Source organism: Nocardia cyriacigeorgica, assembly GCF_005863245.1.
Classification (GTDB): Bacteria; Actinomycetota; Actinomycetes; order Mycobacteriales; family Mycobacteriaceae; genus Nocardia; species Nocardia cyriacigeorgica_C.
Genome location: NZ_VBUT01000003.1, coordinates 163028 through 177872, shown reverse-complemented (window position 1 = coordinate 177872; position 14845 = coordinate 163028). Strand labels below are relative to the sequence as shown.

At 70.1% G+C, this 14845-nt stretch carries 13 protein-coding genes; 4 read left to right on the top strand and 9 right to left on the bottom strand.

All coding sequences use genetic code 11. The features are described from left to right. Nucleotides 1-7 precede the first annotated feature (7 nt). The 3 genes from FEK34_RS30665 to FEK34_RS07310 all read right to left on the bottom strand — a co-directional run bounded on the left by FEK34_RS30665 (nt 8) and on the right by FEK34_RS07310 (nt 4510). Entirely contained in the window at nt 8-2395 is a 2388-nt protein-coding gene (locus tag FEK34_RS30665; RefSeq protein ID WP_138447114.1) for a serine/threonine-protein kinase, read from the bottom strand. A gap of 69 nt (nt 2396-2464) precedes the next feature. Next, complete coding sequence (locus tag FEK34_RS07315; RefSeq protein WP_138447113.1) at nt 2465-3130, bottom strand: response regulator; 666 nt, start codon at nt 3128-3130, stop codon at nt 2465-2467. A gap of 123 nt (nt 3131-3253) precedes the next feature. Further along, the gene (locus tag FEK34_RS07310; RefSeq protein WP_138447112.1) at nt 3254-4510 is read right to left on the bottom strand and encodes a sensor histidine kinase; all 1257 of its coding nucleotides are present in this window, start codon (nt 4508-4510) and stop codon (nt 3254-3256) included. Between the two features lie 161 nt (nt 4511-4671). Here FEK34_RS07310 and FEK34_RS07305 point away from each other — a divergent pair, with 161 nt between their 5' ends. From FEK34_RS07305 to FEK34_RS07295, 3 genes are all read left to right on the top strand, one after another. Next, a complete protein-coding gene (locus FEK34_RS07305; RefSeq protein ID WP_249358841.1) occupies nt 4672-5466 on the top strand; it encodes a hypothetical protein in 795 nt (264 codons plus the stop codon). A 750-nt stretch (nt 5467-6216) separates the two neighbouring features. Continuing rightward, nucleotides 6217-7506: an alpha/beta-hydrolase family protein gene (locus FEK34_RS07300; RefSeq protein ID WP_138447507.1), complete on the top strand. Its 1290-nt coding sequence runs from the start codon at nt 6217-6219 to the stop codon at nt 7504-7506. Between the two features lie 53 nt (nt 7507-7559). Further along, nucleotides 7560-7994 carry an SRPBCC domain-containing protein gene (locus tag FEK34_RS07295; protein WP_283206586.1) on the top strand — a complete coding sequence of 145 codons (435 nt, stop codon included), beginning with the start codon at nt 7560-7562 and terminating at the stop codon, nt 7992-7994. A 48-nt stretch (nt 7995-8042) separates the two neighbouring features. Here FEK34_RS07295 and gatA read toward each other — a convergent pair whose 3' ends face one another. Next, a complete protein-coding gene (gatA, locus tag FEK34_RS07290; protein ID WP_138447110.1) occupies nt 8043-9542 on the bottom strand; it encodes an Asp-tRNA(Asn)/Glu-tRNA(Gln) amidotransferase subunit GatA in 1500 nt (499 codons plus the stop codon). A 23-nt stretch (nt 9543-9565) separates the two neighbouring features. Continuing rightward, complete coding sequence (gatC, locus tag FEK34_RS07285; protein WP_014352202.1) at nt 9566-9865, bottom strand: Asp-tRNA(Asn)/Glu-tRNA(Gln) amidotransferase subunit GatC; 300 nt, start codon at nt 9863-9865, stop codon at nt 9566-9568. Between the two features lie 455 nt (nt 9866-10320). On the opposite strand from gatC, the gene FEK34_RS07280 reads away from it, so the two are divergent. After that, nucleotides 10321-10971 (top strand): amino acid-binding protein, encoded by a 651-nt coding sequence (locus FEK34_RS07280; RefSeq protein WP_014352203.1) that lies wholly within the window; start codon nt 10321-10323, stop codon nt 10969-10971. A gap of 33 nt (nt 10972-11004) precedes the next feature. Here FEK34_RS07280 and FEK34_RS07275 read toward each other — a convergent pair whose 3' ends face one another. From FEK34_RS07275 to FEK34_RS07260, 4 genes are read right to left on the bottom strand one after another with little or no spacing between them, the layout of a single operon-like run. Further along, complete coding sequence (locus FEK34_RS07275; protein ID WP_138447109.1) at nt 11005-11511, bottom strand: GNAT family N-acetyltransferase; 507 nt, start codon at nt 11509-11511, stop codon at nt 11005-11007. 38 nt (nt 11512-11549) lie between these two features. After that, nucleotides 11550-11894, bottom strand: a complete 345-nt coding sequence (locus FEK34_RS07270) for a hypothetical protein (protein WP_081597389.1) — start codon at nt 11892-11894, stop codon at nt 11550-11552. Nucleotides 11895-11931: 37 nt separating this feature from the next. Then, nucleotides 11932-13176 carry an AAA family ATPase gene (locus tag FEK34_RS07265; RefSeq protein WP_138447108.1) on the bottom strand — a complete coding sequence of 415 codons (1245 nt, stop codon included), beginning with the start codon at nt 13174-13176 and terminating at the stop codon, nt 11932-11934. A 58-nt stretch (nt 13177-13234) separates the two neighbouring features. Further along, on the bottom strand, nt 13235-14713 hold the full coding sequence (locus FEK34_RS07260) for an FAD-dependent oxidoreductase (protein WP_138447107.1): 1479 nt from the start codon (nt 14711-14713) through the stop codon (nt 13235-13237). Nucleotides 14714-14845 lie beyond the last annotated feature (132 nt).

Genomic DNA, 14845 nt, shown 5'->3' with positions numbered 1-14845 from the left:
CCGCGGCTTACAGCGGCGCGTCCGCCCACCACCGCATGACGGCGTTCTCCGAGGACAGGCGGCCGAATTCGTCAGCGATCGGCCCCGAATAACCCACCGAGATCAGGGCATTCGCGCGGACCGGGTCACTGCCGCCGAAGCCGACCACCAGATGCGTGGTGGTGAGCGGCCCGGGCGGATCCGGCTCGATCCAGTGGTAGGCGGTATACGGTGCACCGCTCTTGGCGCCGGTGCTGCGGGAGTTGGGCGGGAGTTCCCCGAGCACGGCACGGGCGTCGTCGGCGTCCTCGTACACCACGATGGTGTAATCCATATACGCATCGGATTCGACGCGGCGGCGGCACTCCCACACCGCCTGCCAGGGGCGCGACGACAGCGCGCGATCGTCGATGCGCACCTGATCATCGGGTTCGTAGGCCGTGCACATGGCACCCTGATAGCCCTGGCCGCTGTCGGCGGTCCCCTGCGGCAGCAGGCTCGGGAAGATGCGGCGGCTGCGTTCGACCGGATCCTCCTGCGGGGTGATGTCTTTCGCCGGAGTGAACGTCGAAGTGGGCCCCTCCGAGGCGGCCGCTTCGTCGCCGTCGTCGTCGCCCACGACGATCATCACGACCGCGAGCACCAGCAGCACCACGAGCAGGCCGACGATGGTGAACACCGCGATCAGCACCGGGCTACTGCCGCGCTTGACCGGAAAGCGAGGCCCGGCACCGTGATTCGGGGGGTATGGCGGCATGCCGCCGTAGCCTTGGCCCTGATTGGGCGCGGCCGGTTGTTGTTGTCCTTGCGCGGGCGCCGAGGCCGGGCCGCCGGATGCGCCTGCACCATTGTCCGACGGGACAGGTTGTGCGGGTTCATCTTTGAGCACCAGCGAAGACGTGCCCCGGGTACCCGCATAGGCGGTCACGGTGGTCGGATGGTTGCTGTTGTCGTCGGTGCCGCCGGCGGCGTCGCTCGCACCGTCGGATCCACCCGGATGGCCGGAGCCACTGCTCGAGTCGTCCGCGGTCACCGGGCCGGAAACGGCGCCAGAGTCCCCGGCGCTGCCCCCCGCAGTCGACGCGCTGCCTGCCTCCTGCCGATTCGGCTCGGCTTCAGCCACCCCGGCCACGGGATCGGGCTGCCCGCCGAGGGCGGATGCCGACGCCGAACCAGATTGTTGTCCACCGCTTTCCGCAGGCACCGGCGGGCCGTCCGGGTGCGCCGGACCTGTCGGCGCATACGTGGCACCGGCCTGCCCGGAGGGTGCGGCGACTCCCGGCGACTGCGCGGGAAGTCCCGGCGGCATCGATCCGGTCGGCTGCGCAGGATGAGCGGCCGGGGCGACGGCCCCCGGATGCGCCGGCGGCCCCGCCGGACCGCCCGCGTGGACGGCCTGATTGGGCATGCCCTGCGGCGCCGGATACGCGGGCGGTGGCACAGCCGGCGCCGGTGGCACAGCCGCCGGATACTGCGGCACCGGCGCGCCGGCCGGTGCCTGGGCTATCGGCGGATACCCCGCGACGGGCGGCGGCGGGTAGGCCGCCGGTGGCGCATTGCGCGCGGGCACGGGCTGATACCCCGGGTTGCTCAACGCGTGACGGGCGGCGGCAGCGAATTCCACGCAGGTGCCGAAACGCTGGCTCGGATGCTTGGCCATCGCGACCGCGAGCACCGCGTCGAGGGACAGCGGCAGCCCGCGCCGTTTGACCGCCAACGGCGGGGCGGCCAGCTGCAAATTGCCGTGGATGATGTCGGCCGGGTTCGGCGAATCGAACGGGGCCATGCCGGTGAGCAGCCAATACAGCGTGCACGCCAGCGAATACTGGTCGGAGCGGCCGTCGAGTTCGGAGCCGGTCATCTGTTCCGGCGAGGCGAACGCCAGGGTCGCGGTGAACATGCCCTGCTGGGTGAGCTGGGTGGTCTGCGCACGCAACCGGGCCAGGCCGAAATCGGTGAGGAACACCCGTTCGCCGTGGCCGGCGCTGGAGCGGGCCAGCAAGATGTTGCCCGGCTTCACATCCCGGTGCAGCACGCCGATGCCGTGCGCGTAGTCGAGGGCGTCGGCGACCCCTTCGATGATCTGCACCGCACGCTCCGGCGGCAGCGTCAGCGCGGTCACCGACGACGCGTCGGCGCCGTCGATGTACTGCATGCTGATCCACTGCTGGTCGGCTTCGGTGCCACGGTCGTAGACCGCGACGATGCTCGGATGGTCGAGCTGGGCGGCCAGATCGGCCTCGCGTTCGAAACGCGCGCGCACCGAGGCGTCGGCGAACAGATCCCGGTTCAGCAGTTTGAGCGCGGTCTGCTTGTCCAGCCGGGGATGACGGGCCAGGTACACCGATCCCATGCCCCCTTGGCCGAGCAGTCGCTCGATGGTGAACCCGGCGAAAACGTCACCGCTGTTGAGCAACGCGACCCCCTTCTGGTGACAGACGGCCCCGTGAGCCTACCGGGCCGCGGGGCGGATGCGGCCAAGGCATCAACCAGGAGTGACGAGCCCGGATTCGTAGGCGAGCACCACCGCCTGGGCGCGGTCGCGCAGGTCCAGTTTGGCGAACACTTTCGACACGTGCGTCTTGACGGTCTGCTCGGCGACGAACAGGGCCTCGGCGATCTCGGTATTAGACATGCCCTTGGCGATCAGCTCGAGCACTTCCCGTTCGCGCGGGGTCAGCGCGGCCAGGGCGGGGGCGGGTTTGGCGCGGGCGGCGGCGCGGCGGCTGGTGACGTCGGCGATGAGCCGGCGGGTGACGGTCGGCGCGAGCAATGCCTGGCCGTCGGCGACCACCCGGACCGCGCGCACCAGCTCCTCGGCCGGTGCGTCCTTGAGCAGGAACCCGCTGGCGCCGATGCTCAGCGCCTCGTAGACGTAGTCGTCGATGTCGAAGGTGGTGAGCATGAGCACCCGGACCGGCGGATCGAAGCCGGCCGCGAGGATGGCGCGGGTGGCGTCGAGACCGTTCATCTCGGGCATGCGCACATCCATCAGCACCACATCGGGCCGCAGCCGTTTGGCCTCCGCCACCGCGACCTTCCCGTCGGGCGCGTCACCGATCACGCTGATATCGGGTTGCGCGGCGAGCAGGGCGCCGAAGCCTTGGCGCACCATCGCCTGGTCGTCGGCGATCAGAACCGTTATAGCCACGCGCCCACCCTAATTGCCGCCGGGACACGCGAACCGCCCAGCGCCCTCCATGGTCGGGCGCGACGACGGGCACGGGCAGTACCGCAAACGCCCGCCGATCACAGCCCCGGTGGTGATCCGGTCTCAGCCCACCGACTCGACGCTCGTCGAATCCAGGACGCCCACCGCCGGACCGGGGCCGATCGGCAGCCGGGCGTGCACCTCGAAGCCGCCGTCCTCGCGCGGACTCGCGGTCAGCTCACCACCCGCGGCCAGTGCCCTGGCCCGCATACCGGTGATGCCGTGCCCGCCGTTGCCGACCGGGCGGGCCGCGGTGGCGCCGGGGTCGTTGCTCACCACGATCTCCACATCGGCGGACACGGTGATCCGGACATGGACGGCGGCACCCGGCGCGTGCCGGGAGGCGTTGGACAGCGATTCCTGCACGATCCGGTACAGCGCGAGGCCGGTGGTGTCCGAGACCGCCGACAGCGGCCCGTCCACGGTCCAGTCGATCGCGACGCCGGCGCGGCTGGCGCCGAGGAACAGCGTCTCGACGTCGGCGGCGGTGGGCTGCGGCGCGTGTTCGGGCAGCTGGCCGTCGCTGCGCAGCACGCCGAGCATGCCGCGGATCTCGTTCAGCGCTTCGCGGGCGGTGGACCCGATGGATTCGAATTCGGCGCGGGCGGCCGGGGTGACGCCCTCCACCCGGTAGGGCGCGGTCTGGGCCTGCACCACCACCAGCGACATGTGGTGAGCCACCACATCGTGCAGGTCGCGGGCGATGCGCGCCTTCTCCTCGAGGATCGCTCGGCGCGCCCGTTCCAGTTCGTTGGCCTCCTCCTGCTGGGTGAGCAGCTGGCGCGACTGCACCAGCCACCGGATCAGCAGCGCGAACAGCACGATGGCGCCGAAGGACACCGGCCACGCCCACACCGACTCGGAGAACGCGCTGTCACCGCCCATGGTGGTACCGAGCAGCAGCGACGTCGCGCCCCACACCACCGCGATCATCGGCATCGGCGCGCGCAGCGCCACCGCGAACAGCAGTACGTGCAGGGTGATGATGTGCACCACCTGGAACGGGATGTCGTTACCCGGTGTGTGCGGGATGGCAAGGGCGATCACCAGCGCCGAACCCGCCGAGATGGCCCAGCCCAGCGACGGGTTGAGCCGCACCAGCAGGATCGGGAAGGCGGCGAGCGCGGCGAGGAACGGCTGCACGGCCGCCGGCACATCATGGGTCAGGTGCAGCGTCGGCCAGGCCACGGTGAACAGCACCACGGCGGCCAGCACGGTGAACAGGTCGAACCACATCCGGGCGTTCAGCTGCCGCAGCCGGGCGCGGCGCCGGGCGGCGGGGGTGCTGAGGTCGGTGGTCGCGACAGTCTGGTCCGTCATAGCTACGACAGTAGGAACTCCGGCCCGCCGCGGCCTCATACCGGCGGGTGAATTCCGACCCCCTACCCAGGTCCTAGCCCGGGTGGCCGCTCCCCCGCAGGCACGGCCCGCGAACCGCTCCACGGCGGGACGCCCCGGTAGACCGCGCATTCCTAGCGTCGATGATCATGAGCACACCGACCAGCGCCCGTCGCGGTGTCCGCCCGTCGACGCCGGCCGAGCACGCCCATCCGGGCCGCCCACGCCCGCACCGTGGCCGCGTCGCCGCCCTGACCGCGGCCGCGCTGACGACCATGGCGGCCACCGTCATGCTCGCCCCCGCGACACAGGCCGCGAGCCTCACGCCTGCACCCCAGGACCCTTCGGCAGGTGCCGCGGTCACCGACCTCACCTCCGGTGGTCCCGGTTCGCCCGCCGCTGTCCCCGCTGATTTCGCCGACGTCATGGGCTACCGGCCCGCACTGGTCGACGGACTGCTGGTCAACCCGTACGGCGACTGTTCGTCACCGGTGCCGCTGCCCGCCGAGTTCGACACCGCCTGCAAGGCCCACGATCTCGGCTACGACCTGCTGCGCTACGCCGACCGGCAGGGCGCGCCGCTGGGCTCGTGGGCGCGGCAGGCGATCGACCGGACGCTGGGCGAGCGGATGCACTTGGCCTGCGATACCCGCGATGAGGCCTTCGCGAGGGGACGCTGCCAGGTCATGGCGGCCGTCGCGGACACCTTCGTCGATCTGAACTCGCGCCGCCAGGACTACGGCGTCCCGGTCACCGAAGCCTTCCTCGGCGCCGCGGCCGCGGATACACCCGCGCAGCCCTGGTTGTTCGGCGGGGCCGCGATCGGCGCCACCGCGGTCACCGGTGCCGTGGTCCTCACCCGTGCACGTCGCGGCGCCACGCGCACCCGGTCGATCGGTCGGCCGTCGTGGACCGCAGTGCCCGTTCCGGCGACGTGACCACGGCAGCGCCCGTACCGCCGACGTGACCACCGCCGCGCCCGTTCCGCCGACGTGACCACGGCAGCGCCCGTTCCGCCGACGTGACCACGGCGGTGCCCGTACCGCCGACGTGACGTGACCAGGCGCAGAAACCCCGACGCACCCAACAGCCCCTTCCGCCACCGACGCCATTCCTTTCAGCACAGCAGAGGTTGCCCGATGAGCGATTCCACGACCACGGCCACACGAGACGGCAGGGCTTCCGCGCCCACAGATACCGCACTGCACGGCCGGCGTGTTTCCGCGCGAACGTCCTCCTTGGAACCGGACACCGATGCCGGCAGCCTCGCTCCGGACGACGCTCGGCGACCGGCGCGCGCGGTACCGTGCACCCGTCCGGCGACCGGGCCCAGCGAACCGGCACCAGCTCCCGCCGCGACACCGGGTGCCCTCGACCCGATGAAGAGCGGCGGCGATCGACAGCCGAGCAGCCGAACGCCGGTAAGCGAGCCCCACCATCCTCCGTCGAAAGCCCTCGTCGTCCAGGATGCTTCCAGAGGAGTGTCCGGACGCGGACGTGAGCCGGCTGCCCGACAGCCCGCGAGTGCACATGTCACACGACAGGGTGCTGATCCGGCAGCGGATCTTCGTGACGAGATCGACTGTCCGTCACGACAATCCCGGGCTACCGATCTCACGCGCGATCGAGAGAACCGCAGCCGGCTCGGGCGGTTCCTTCACCCACCACGGAGCGCCACCACGCTCGCCATCGGCACCGGAGTACTGGTCTCGCTCGCGCCCGGCCTGCTACCGCGCACCCCGATGGCGCAGGCGGTGCTGACGGGTCTACTGGTGGCGATCACGCTGGGGATCACCGGCATCGCCCGGTTCGTGCTGCGCAAGTGCGGCGTGCTCCGGGATCGGTCGCGCTGGCGGATGCCAGTACTCGGCGCGACAGCACTGCTGATCACCGGCGCGGCCGTCCACGCGAGCCACTGGCAGAACCGGCTGCGCGCCGCGATGGGTACCCCGGCGATCGGACCGGACTACTGGCTGTGGTGCGCGCTCGGAGCGACGATGATCGCGGGTCTACTGTATGGCCTGGCGCGCGGAATCGGCTGGGTGGTGCGCACTCTCGGGCGTACCCGCGCGGTCGCCGTCGGCGTGGTGGCGGCCGCGGTGCTCGGTCTGGTCGGCGTGCCGTCGATCGTCGACTGGCGGCGCGGCGCCTACGCCACCGCCAACGCCGCGATGGACCCCGAGGTGCCGCGCCCGGTCTCGGCGACGCGTTCGGGCAGCGCCGATTCCGTCATCAGCTGGCCGTCGCTGGGCGCGGAGGGCAGGCGGTTCGTCTCCGGGGAGCCGCTCGGGCCGGTACGGGTGTATGTCGGGCTGGAGTCAGCGCCCGATCTGGAATCCCGTGTCGCCCTTGCCGTTCAGGAATTGGAGCGCTCCGGCGGGCTGACGCGATCGCATGTGGTGATCGCAGTCCCCACCGGGTCGGGCTGGATCGACGCCAATGCGATCAAGGGTCTCGACCAACGCTTCCACGGCGACGTCGCACTGGTCGGGCTTCAGTACTCCTATGCGCCGAGCTGGGCGACGTTCCTGTTCGGGCGCGACGCCGCCGCCGAATCCGCGCGGGCCCTGTTCACCGCCGTCGAACAGCGCATCGCCACCCTCGCGACGAAGCCGCGCCTGCATGTCTACGGCCAGAGCCTCGGTGCTCTCGGTGGCAGCGCGATCTTCGCCGACGCCGCCGAGCAGGACCGCCGCACCTGCTCGGTGCTGTGGGCCGGGCCGCCTGTCGGGTCCGTGCACCGTACCGGCGCGACCGTGCTGGCCAATACGTCCGATCCGGTGGTGCACTGGTCGCCGTCGCTGCTGTGGCGGGCGCCGGATCTGCGCGACGCGCGCGTGGACGCCCCGGTGCCGGGCTGGCTGCCGGTGGTGAGCTTCGTGCAGACCACCGCCGATCTGCTCGCCGCCCTGGACGCCCCGCCCGGGCACGGTCACCGCTACGGCGCCGATCAGGGCACCGCCCTGCCCGACTGCTGAGCCCGGGGGTTGACCCCGCTATGAAACAGGTTCTAGTTTTGGGTGTGTTTGTCGTGGACGGAACAGTCGAGATAGCCGCACCCGCCGATGTCGTGTGGGGTGTGATCACCGGATTCGAGCGGTACGGCGAATGGAACCCCTTCGTCAGCGAATGCCGCTCCACCCTGGAGGTCGGCGCGCCGATCGACATGGTCGTCCACCTGACCGGGTCGAAGCCGCGGCGCCAGCGCGAATTCATCACCAGCCACACTCCCGGCGAGGAGTTCAGCTATTCGATGAAGCCGGTGCCGTTCGGCGCGCTGCACAGCAGGCGCACCCACACCGTCACCGCGCTCGGCCCCGACCGCACCCGCTACGAATCGCATTTCGAACTCGGCGGCTGGCTGCAGCCGGTGGTCGAACTCGCGCTCGGCAAGGCGCTGCGGCGCGGGTTCACCGGGATGACCGAAGGTGTTGCGCGGCAAGCCGAGAGCTTGCACGCGGCCTGATCGGTGAGACCCGCACCGGGGAACGCGCCGGTGCGGGAAGCTCCGAACTCAGGCGATCGGCCCCCGCGCGGCCTCGTACGCCGCACCCACCCGGTACAGCCGGTCGTCGGCCAGCGCCGGCGCCATGATCTGCAGGCCGACGGGCATGCCGTCGTCCTTGCTCAGCCCCGACGGCACCGACATGGCCGGATGCCCGGCCAGGTTGGTGGGCAGGGTGCACAGGTCCGACAGGTACATCGCCAGCGGATCGTCGACCTTCTCGCCCAGCTTCCACGGGGTGAACGGGCTGGTCGGCGAGACCAGCACGTCGACCTGCTCGTAGGCAGCGTCGAAATCGCGGGCGATCAGGGTGCGGACCTTGAGCGCCTGGCCGTAGTACTCGTCGTAGTAACCGGCCGACAGCGCGTAGGTGCCGATCATGATGCGGCGCTTGACCTCGGGGCCGAAACCGGCGGCGCGGGTCGCGGCCATCACCTGCTCGGCGCTGTGCGTGCCGTCGTCGTCGACGCGCAGGCCGTAGCGCATGGCATCGAAGCGCGCCAGGTTCGACGACACCTCACTCGGCATGACCAGGTAGTACGAGGACAGCGCGTATTCGAAGTGCGGGCACGACACCTCGATCACCTCGGCGCCGAGTTCCTTCAGCACCGCGACGGCGGCGTCGAAGGATTCCAGCACACCGGGCTGGTAGCTGTCGGAATGCAGTTCCTTGACCACACCGATCTTCACCCCGCGCAGATCACCGCTCGCACCGGCGCGCGCGGCGGCGACCACCGGCGGGACGGGCACGTCACGGGAGGTGGAGTCGCGCGGATCGTGGCCGGCGATCACCTCGTGCAGCAGCGCGGTGTCGAGCACCGTGCGCCCGCACGGACCGCCCTGATCCAGCGACGACGCGCAGGCCACCAGGCCGAAACGCGAAACGGTGCCGTAGGTGGGCTTGGTACCGACGGTCGCGGTCACCGCGGCGGGCTGACGGATCGAGCCACCGGTATCGGTGCCGATCGCCAGCGGCGCCTGATACGAGGCCAGCGCCGCGGCCGAACCGCCACCGGATCCACCCGGAATGCGGGAGGTGTCCCACGGGTTCTTGGTCGGCCCGTAGGCGGAGTTCTCGGTGGACGACCCCATCGCGAACTCGTCCATGTTGGTCTTGCCGAGGATCGGGATACCCGCCTCGCGCAACCGCGTGGTCAGCGTGGCGTCATACGGCGAGACCCAGCCTTCCAGGATCTTCGACGCGCAGGTGGTGGGCATATCGGTCGTGGTGAACACGTCCTTGAGCGCCAATGGAACTCCGGCCAGCGGGGAGACCGGCGCCTGCCCCGCGTCCAGCGCGGTGTCCACGGCCGCGGCTGCCGCGAGCGCCTGTTCACCGGCGACGTGCAGGAAGGCGTTGTACTCGCCGTCGACCTCGGCGATGCGGTCCAGATGCGCCTGGGTGACCTGCGTGGAGGTGACCTCGCGGGAGTGGATCTTGTCGGCCAGCTCCGCCGCCGACAGCTGCGTCAACTCACGCCCACCCGTCGCCCGGCCGCCACCCCTCATGGAATCGCCTTGCGATGCTGAACTCATTCTGCTTCTCCCAGGATCTGCGGCACCATGAACCGCTGCTCTTCGACCGCGGGCGCACCCGAGAGCGCCTCGTTCGGGGTCAGGCCGGGCACCACCACGTCCGGGCGGGTGACATTGGTCGCCGGGTTGGGCGAGGCGGTGGCGGGGACGTCGGCGGCGGCGACCTCGGAGATGGTCCGCACATGGCTGAGGATCGAATCCAGCTGACCGGCGAACTGATCCAGTTCGTCGTCGGTCAGGGCGAGCCTGGACAGCCGGGCGAGGTGGGCGACCTCGTCGCGGGAGATGGCGGGCACCGCGGACCCCTTTCGAAAGTTGCGCGTGGACGGGCTTGCGTTGCGTGTATGTACATCTACTGCGCTATACGCAACGGCACGCATAGCCTAGCGACCTGCCCGCACCGCATCGCCGCTGCCCGGCACCGAGCCGCGACCGTTCCGCCGGCGGGCCCGCTCGATGCGACCGCCGTTCCGGCCGGCCCGCCCTCGATTCGGTCGGCTCCGCAACCGCCGCGCCGCGCCGCGGGCGGCATCCACAGCTCCGGCTACTCGACCGATCCCGCGTCGTTCACTACTGGTTCATGTTCGATACACCTATGAGACATCGAGCCGACATGCTGAAATCACCGGAAGCATCGGCAAACCGAGTGGATTCCGGAAACTTTCGACTCGATAACCGGCGCTCGAGGGTGTAAGGATTGCCAGACCGGGTATACGTTCGCCAGGCTCGGCCGCCAAGGAAAGGACAGCACGTGTCTTACCTGCTCCGCGTGCAACTTCCGGATCGTCCGGGAAGCCTCGGTGCACTCGCACTCGCACTCGGCTCCGTGGGCGCCGACATCCTCTCGCTGGATGTCGTGGAACGCGGGGCAGGCTTCGCGGTCGACGATCTGGTTGTGGAGGTGTCGCCAGGGGCATTGCCCGACACCTTGATCACCGCCGCAGAATCGATCAGCGATGTGCACGTCGATTCGATCCGGCCGTACTCCGGAGTACTGGACACCCACCGTGAGCTCGAGCTGATCGACCAGGTCGCCAGCGCCCGCGATGACCGATTACAGGTGCTGGTCGACGGCGCGCCCCGGGTGCTGCGCGTCGGCTGGAGCACCATTCTCGATCTCGGCCCGCAGGGCGCCTACCGCGTCGTCGGCAGCCAGAGCGCCCCGGAAACCCAGGCGTCCTCGGCGCCGTGGATGCCGTTGAACAAGCCGACCGTGCTCGACCCCGAGGCCGACTGGGTGCCCGAGATCTGGCGCGATATGGACACCAAACTCGCCGCGGCCCCGCTGGGCGATTCCAGCAAGGTGCTGCTGCTCGGACGCCCCGGCGGGCCCGACTTCCGGCCGTCGGAGGTCGCGCGGCTCGGCTATCTGGCCGGCATCGTGGCGACGGTCCTCGGCTGATTCGCGACTCGGCTCGACGGCCGGACTCGCTGCTCAGCCGGCAAGCGGCAGACGCAACACCGTGAGAGGCTGGCCGTCCTCGGTGCGCCAATCCCGTTCCGGCACCGCGACGAAACCGAACCGGTCGTAGATACGCCGGGCGTCGACCATCGGCGCCATCGTGGTCAACACCACCGCCTCGAAACCCTGCGCCGAGGCCATCTCGATCACCGTACGCACCAGCGTCGTCCCCACGCCGAGCCCGCGGGCCCGCTTACTGACGGCGAGCATCCGAAACTCCAGCTCACCGGCGCGCGCGATCTCCGCATACGGCGTGCCGGGGCGGGCGACGGTCAACGAGCCGACCACCCGATCCTCATGCACGGCCACCAGCACCTGCGCCGACGCCGCGCGGTGCTCCACGTCGGCCAGCTCGTGCACATACGGGTTGCCTGCGGGAACGTAGCCCTCGCCGACGTAGACCTCGACGGTCAGCTCCGACACCGCCGCGTACTCCGTCGGCAGCGCGTCCCGGACGATCAGATCGGCGTTCACACCCATGCCCGCATCCTGCCATCGCGGGCGCCACCGATGCCTGGTCAGGCGCCGGGCCCCGCCGCACCCGGGCTGTACAGCTGCCATTTGTCCGGTTTGCCCGGCGGGTAGGCGACGGTGAAGGTGTCGCCGATGGACGGCCAATTGTTCACGTCCCAGGCGAAGCGGCCGTAGACGACCGCACCCTCGACCATCGGTCCGGTCAGGTTGCCGGTGATGGTGACATACTGCTCGCCGGTGAGGTCGTCGGGGCGCGGACTCACCCCGGTGACGTAGAGCGTGCCCACCTCGGGCTCGGACAACCGGACGCCGCGACGGCCGCGCAGGTACAGCGCGATCATCCCGGCCAGGGCGCCGATCATGATCACCAGCATCGCGAATTCCAGCATGAGCACAGCCTAGTGGCGGTTCGAGCGGCGGCCGCGCTCAGCGCGGGGCGAGTTCGCTGGTGCCGTGTTCGGTGCGGCGCAGCTGCCAGACCGAGGAGCGGGTCCGGCTGGAACGGCCGTTTCCGCGATCGATGAGGGTGCGGTTGTTGGTGGTGAAGATCAATTGGGCGCCACGGGCATTGGTTTCCGGGTTCTGGAACAGCTGGATGAGCCGGTCGGTCTCCTCGGCGGGAAGCTGCCCGCCGATATCGTCGACGGCCAGCACCTTGCCCGAGTCGAGCGCGTCGAGCATCGTCGGCAGCAGCCGCAGCAGGGTGAGTGTGGCGGTGGATTCGTCGCCGATGTGGAACGGGACGTCGATGCCCTCGTGCACCAGCCGCAGCCCGACACCGCGCCGGTCCACCATCCGCTCGTAGAGGGCGTCGCGGGCGTTCTTCAGGTTGGTCAGCTCGCGTTCGAGCAGCACCGGGGTGACGCCGTTATCGCTGAGCAGCGTCTCCGCGTAGGCGGGTGAGGACGCCGCGCGCTCGGCCTGCTCGGTGAGCCCGGCGATGTCGACGTCGAGTTCGCGCAGGTAGTCGGCGTAGAGCGGATCGTTCTCGGCGATCAGCAGATCGGTGATGCCGAGGTCGACGGTGCGCAGCAGGGTCAGCAACCGGGCGGCGTTCTCGGCGGAGCGGGAGATGTGGCTGCCCACCAGATATTCGACCCGCGCCGGCTCGGCCGGCCCGCACTGCACCTCGAGCATCGATTCGAACCACCGATAGGCCGGCACCAGCGCCTCGGCATACATCTGGCCCGCCAGGCTCAGCAGCAGCGAGTTCGGGCGCACCAACGGAGCGAGCGCGGCGATCCCGTAGCGCGCCGCCTCGAACATCGGCCCGATCTTGATCTGCTCACCGGTCCGCTCGAACACGATCCGCTTACGCGAACGCGGGTGCGCGTACAGCCATTCCGCGATGACGTCGGCATTGTCGAGCGCGAAGCCGTAGGTGTACGGGCACCCCTCGGCCACGAACGAGGCCACGAACTCCGTCGGCCGATCGGCGAACCCGAGATGCGGTGAACGCACCGGCCCCGCATACGGATCCCAGCCGGTCACCGAATGCAGCACCGCGTCGCGCATCTGGCCGAGCGCGTCGATCAGGCTGGTCTTGCCCGCACCCACGGCGCCGTGGACCGCAGTCACCGGCACCGCGACCGGGCCCGACCCGCGACTCAACCGCAACTCCTGCCGGTCGGCCAGCGATTTGTGATTGGTCACCTGAAAACTGCGCAGCATGCGGGTCATCCTTCCCGCTCCGCGCGGTTATCGCGACATCGGCTCGCGGCAGGCGCCGTTAGTGTCCTGCGGCGGCCCGGCCCGCGCGGCGACCGAAGAAGGTGCCGTCGCCGAGAGACGTTCCGCTGATATAACCCCACGAGTGCAGGCCGGAGGTGGCGCGACCGGCGGCGAAAAGGCCGATGATGGGTTCGCCGTCGAGATCGAGAACGTGTCCGTCGACGCTGGTGCGCAGCCCGCCGATGGTGAACACCTCCGCGCCACCGCCCGCGGTCCCGCCGTCACCGTATTCGGGTGGGGCCATGCCGCGGCGCACGTCGATCGCGGCGAACGGCGATCGCAACGGCCGCAGCCAGCGCGCCGACTTGTGGAAGTAGGGGTCCTCGCCGCGTTCGGCGTGCCGGTTGTACTCGCCGACGGTCGTTTGCAGGGCGCCTGTCGGCATGCCGATCTCCTGTTCGAGTTCGGCGAGGGTCTCGGCGACGAAATGCGGCCGCACGCCCCAGCGTTCGTCTTCCGGCACTTCCTCGTAGGCCTGTTCGTCGAGAATCACCCACACCCGCAGGTTGTGCTTGAACAGTGCCGCCTGTCCGACCAGACCCGGGTAGACATCCTCGTTGATGAACCGCTGCCCCACATCGTTGACGATCATGCCGCGCACCATCATCCCCGGCACCAGCGAGATACCGACCTGACCGGCCGACATATGCTTGACCGCCGCACCGACAGCTTGCGCGATGACGATGCCGCGGCCGTCGTCGCCGCCGTCACTGTTGACGCCGAGCCCCACCAGTTGCGGTGCGTGCTGGGCGAGCATCTCCGCGTTGTCGGCGAACCCGCCGGTGGTGAGGACGACCCCGCGGCGCGCCCGGTAGGTCATCGTGTCACCGAAATGCCGTGCCACCACGCCGACCACGCGGTTGCCGTCGACGATCAGCCGCAGCGCGGCGGTATCGGTGTGCACTGCGATATTCGTGCGGTCCACGGCCTCGCTCAGTACCGCCATGAGCACCTTGCCGCCGAAACCGTCGGAGGTGACGCGGTGCCCGCGCGGGGCCGGGGTGGCGATCTCGTTGAACGGGTAGGCGTTCTCCCCCATCCACATCAGGCCGTCATCGGTGGGCGGCACCCACGTCGGCGAATCCCACAGCGAAGGCTTGAACGGCACGCCGTGGCCGGTCAGCCACTGATAGTGCGCGACGCTCTCGCGGCTGTAGAGCCCCACCTTCTCCTGGTCGGCGTCGGGCCCGAGCGCGGCGAGCAGGAATTTCTCCATCTCCTCTGCGGTGTCGTCGAATCCGCAGGCCTGCTGGATGGGTGTGCCGCCGCCGAGATACATCTCACCGCCCGACAACGCCGACGATCCACCGCCGCCGCTCTGCCGTTCCAGCAGAATCACCTCGGCTCCTGCGGCCTCGGCATCGAGTGCCGCAGCGGCTCCCGCGCAGCCGTAACCGACCACAAGCACATCGGTTTCGTGGTCGTAGGCCGCGATATCGGCGGCGGCGATCGGGGTGACGGGGACGCGGGCGCTCATCCGGTTCTCCTGTGCTCGGCAACAACCTCATCGGCGTGGTGCAGGTCACAGTAGGGTCGGCGGATCGGCGGAGGCTGTGAGGCGTCCGGTCAGTGGGAGGTCGGGTTCGGTGGCAGGCACGCCACTTGGCAC

Bases quoted from the DNA above. Each gene is read 5' to 3' on its own strand.
- FEK34_RS07310 (WP_138447112.1), bottom strand. From the start codon at position 4,510: ATGACGGACCAGACTGTCGCGACCACCGACCTCAGCACCCCCGCCGCC.
- FEK34_RS07305 (WP_249358841.1), top strand. From the start codon at position 4,672: ATGATCATGAGCACACCGACCAGCGCCCGTCGCGGTGTCCGCCCGTCG.
- gatA (WP_138447110.1), bottom strand. From the start codon at position 9,542: ATGAGGGGTGGCGGCCGGGCGACGGGTGGGCGTGAGTTGACGCAGCTG.
- FEK34_RS07275 (WP_138447109.1), bottom strand. From the start codon at position 11,511: ATGGGTGTGAACGCCGATCTGATCGTCCGGGACGCGCTGCCGACGGAG.
- FEK34_RS07270 (WP_081597389.1), bottom strand. From the start codon at position 11,894: ATGCTGGAATTCGCGATGCTGGTGATCATGATCGGCGCCCTGGCCGGG.
- FEK34_RS07265 (WP_138447108.1), bottom strand. From the start codon at position 13,176: ATGCTGCGCAGTTTTCAGGTGACCAATCACAAATCGCTGGCCGACCGG.
- FEK34_RS07260 (WP_138447107.1), bottom strand. From the start codon at position 14,713: ATGAGCGCCCGCGTCCCCGTCACCCCGATCGCCGCCGCCGATATCGCG.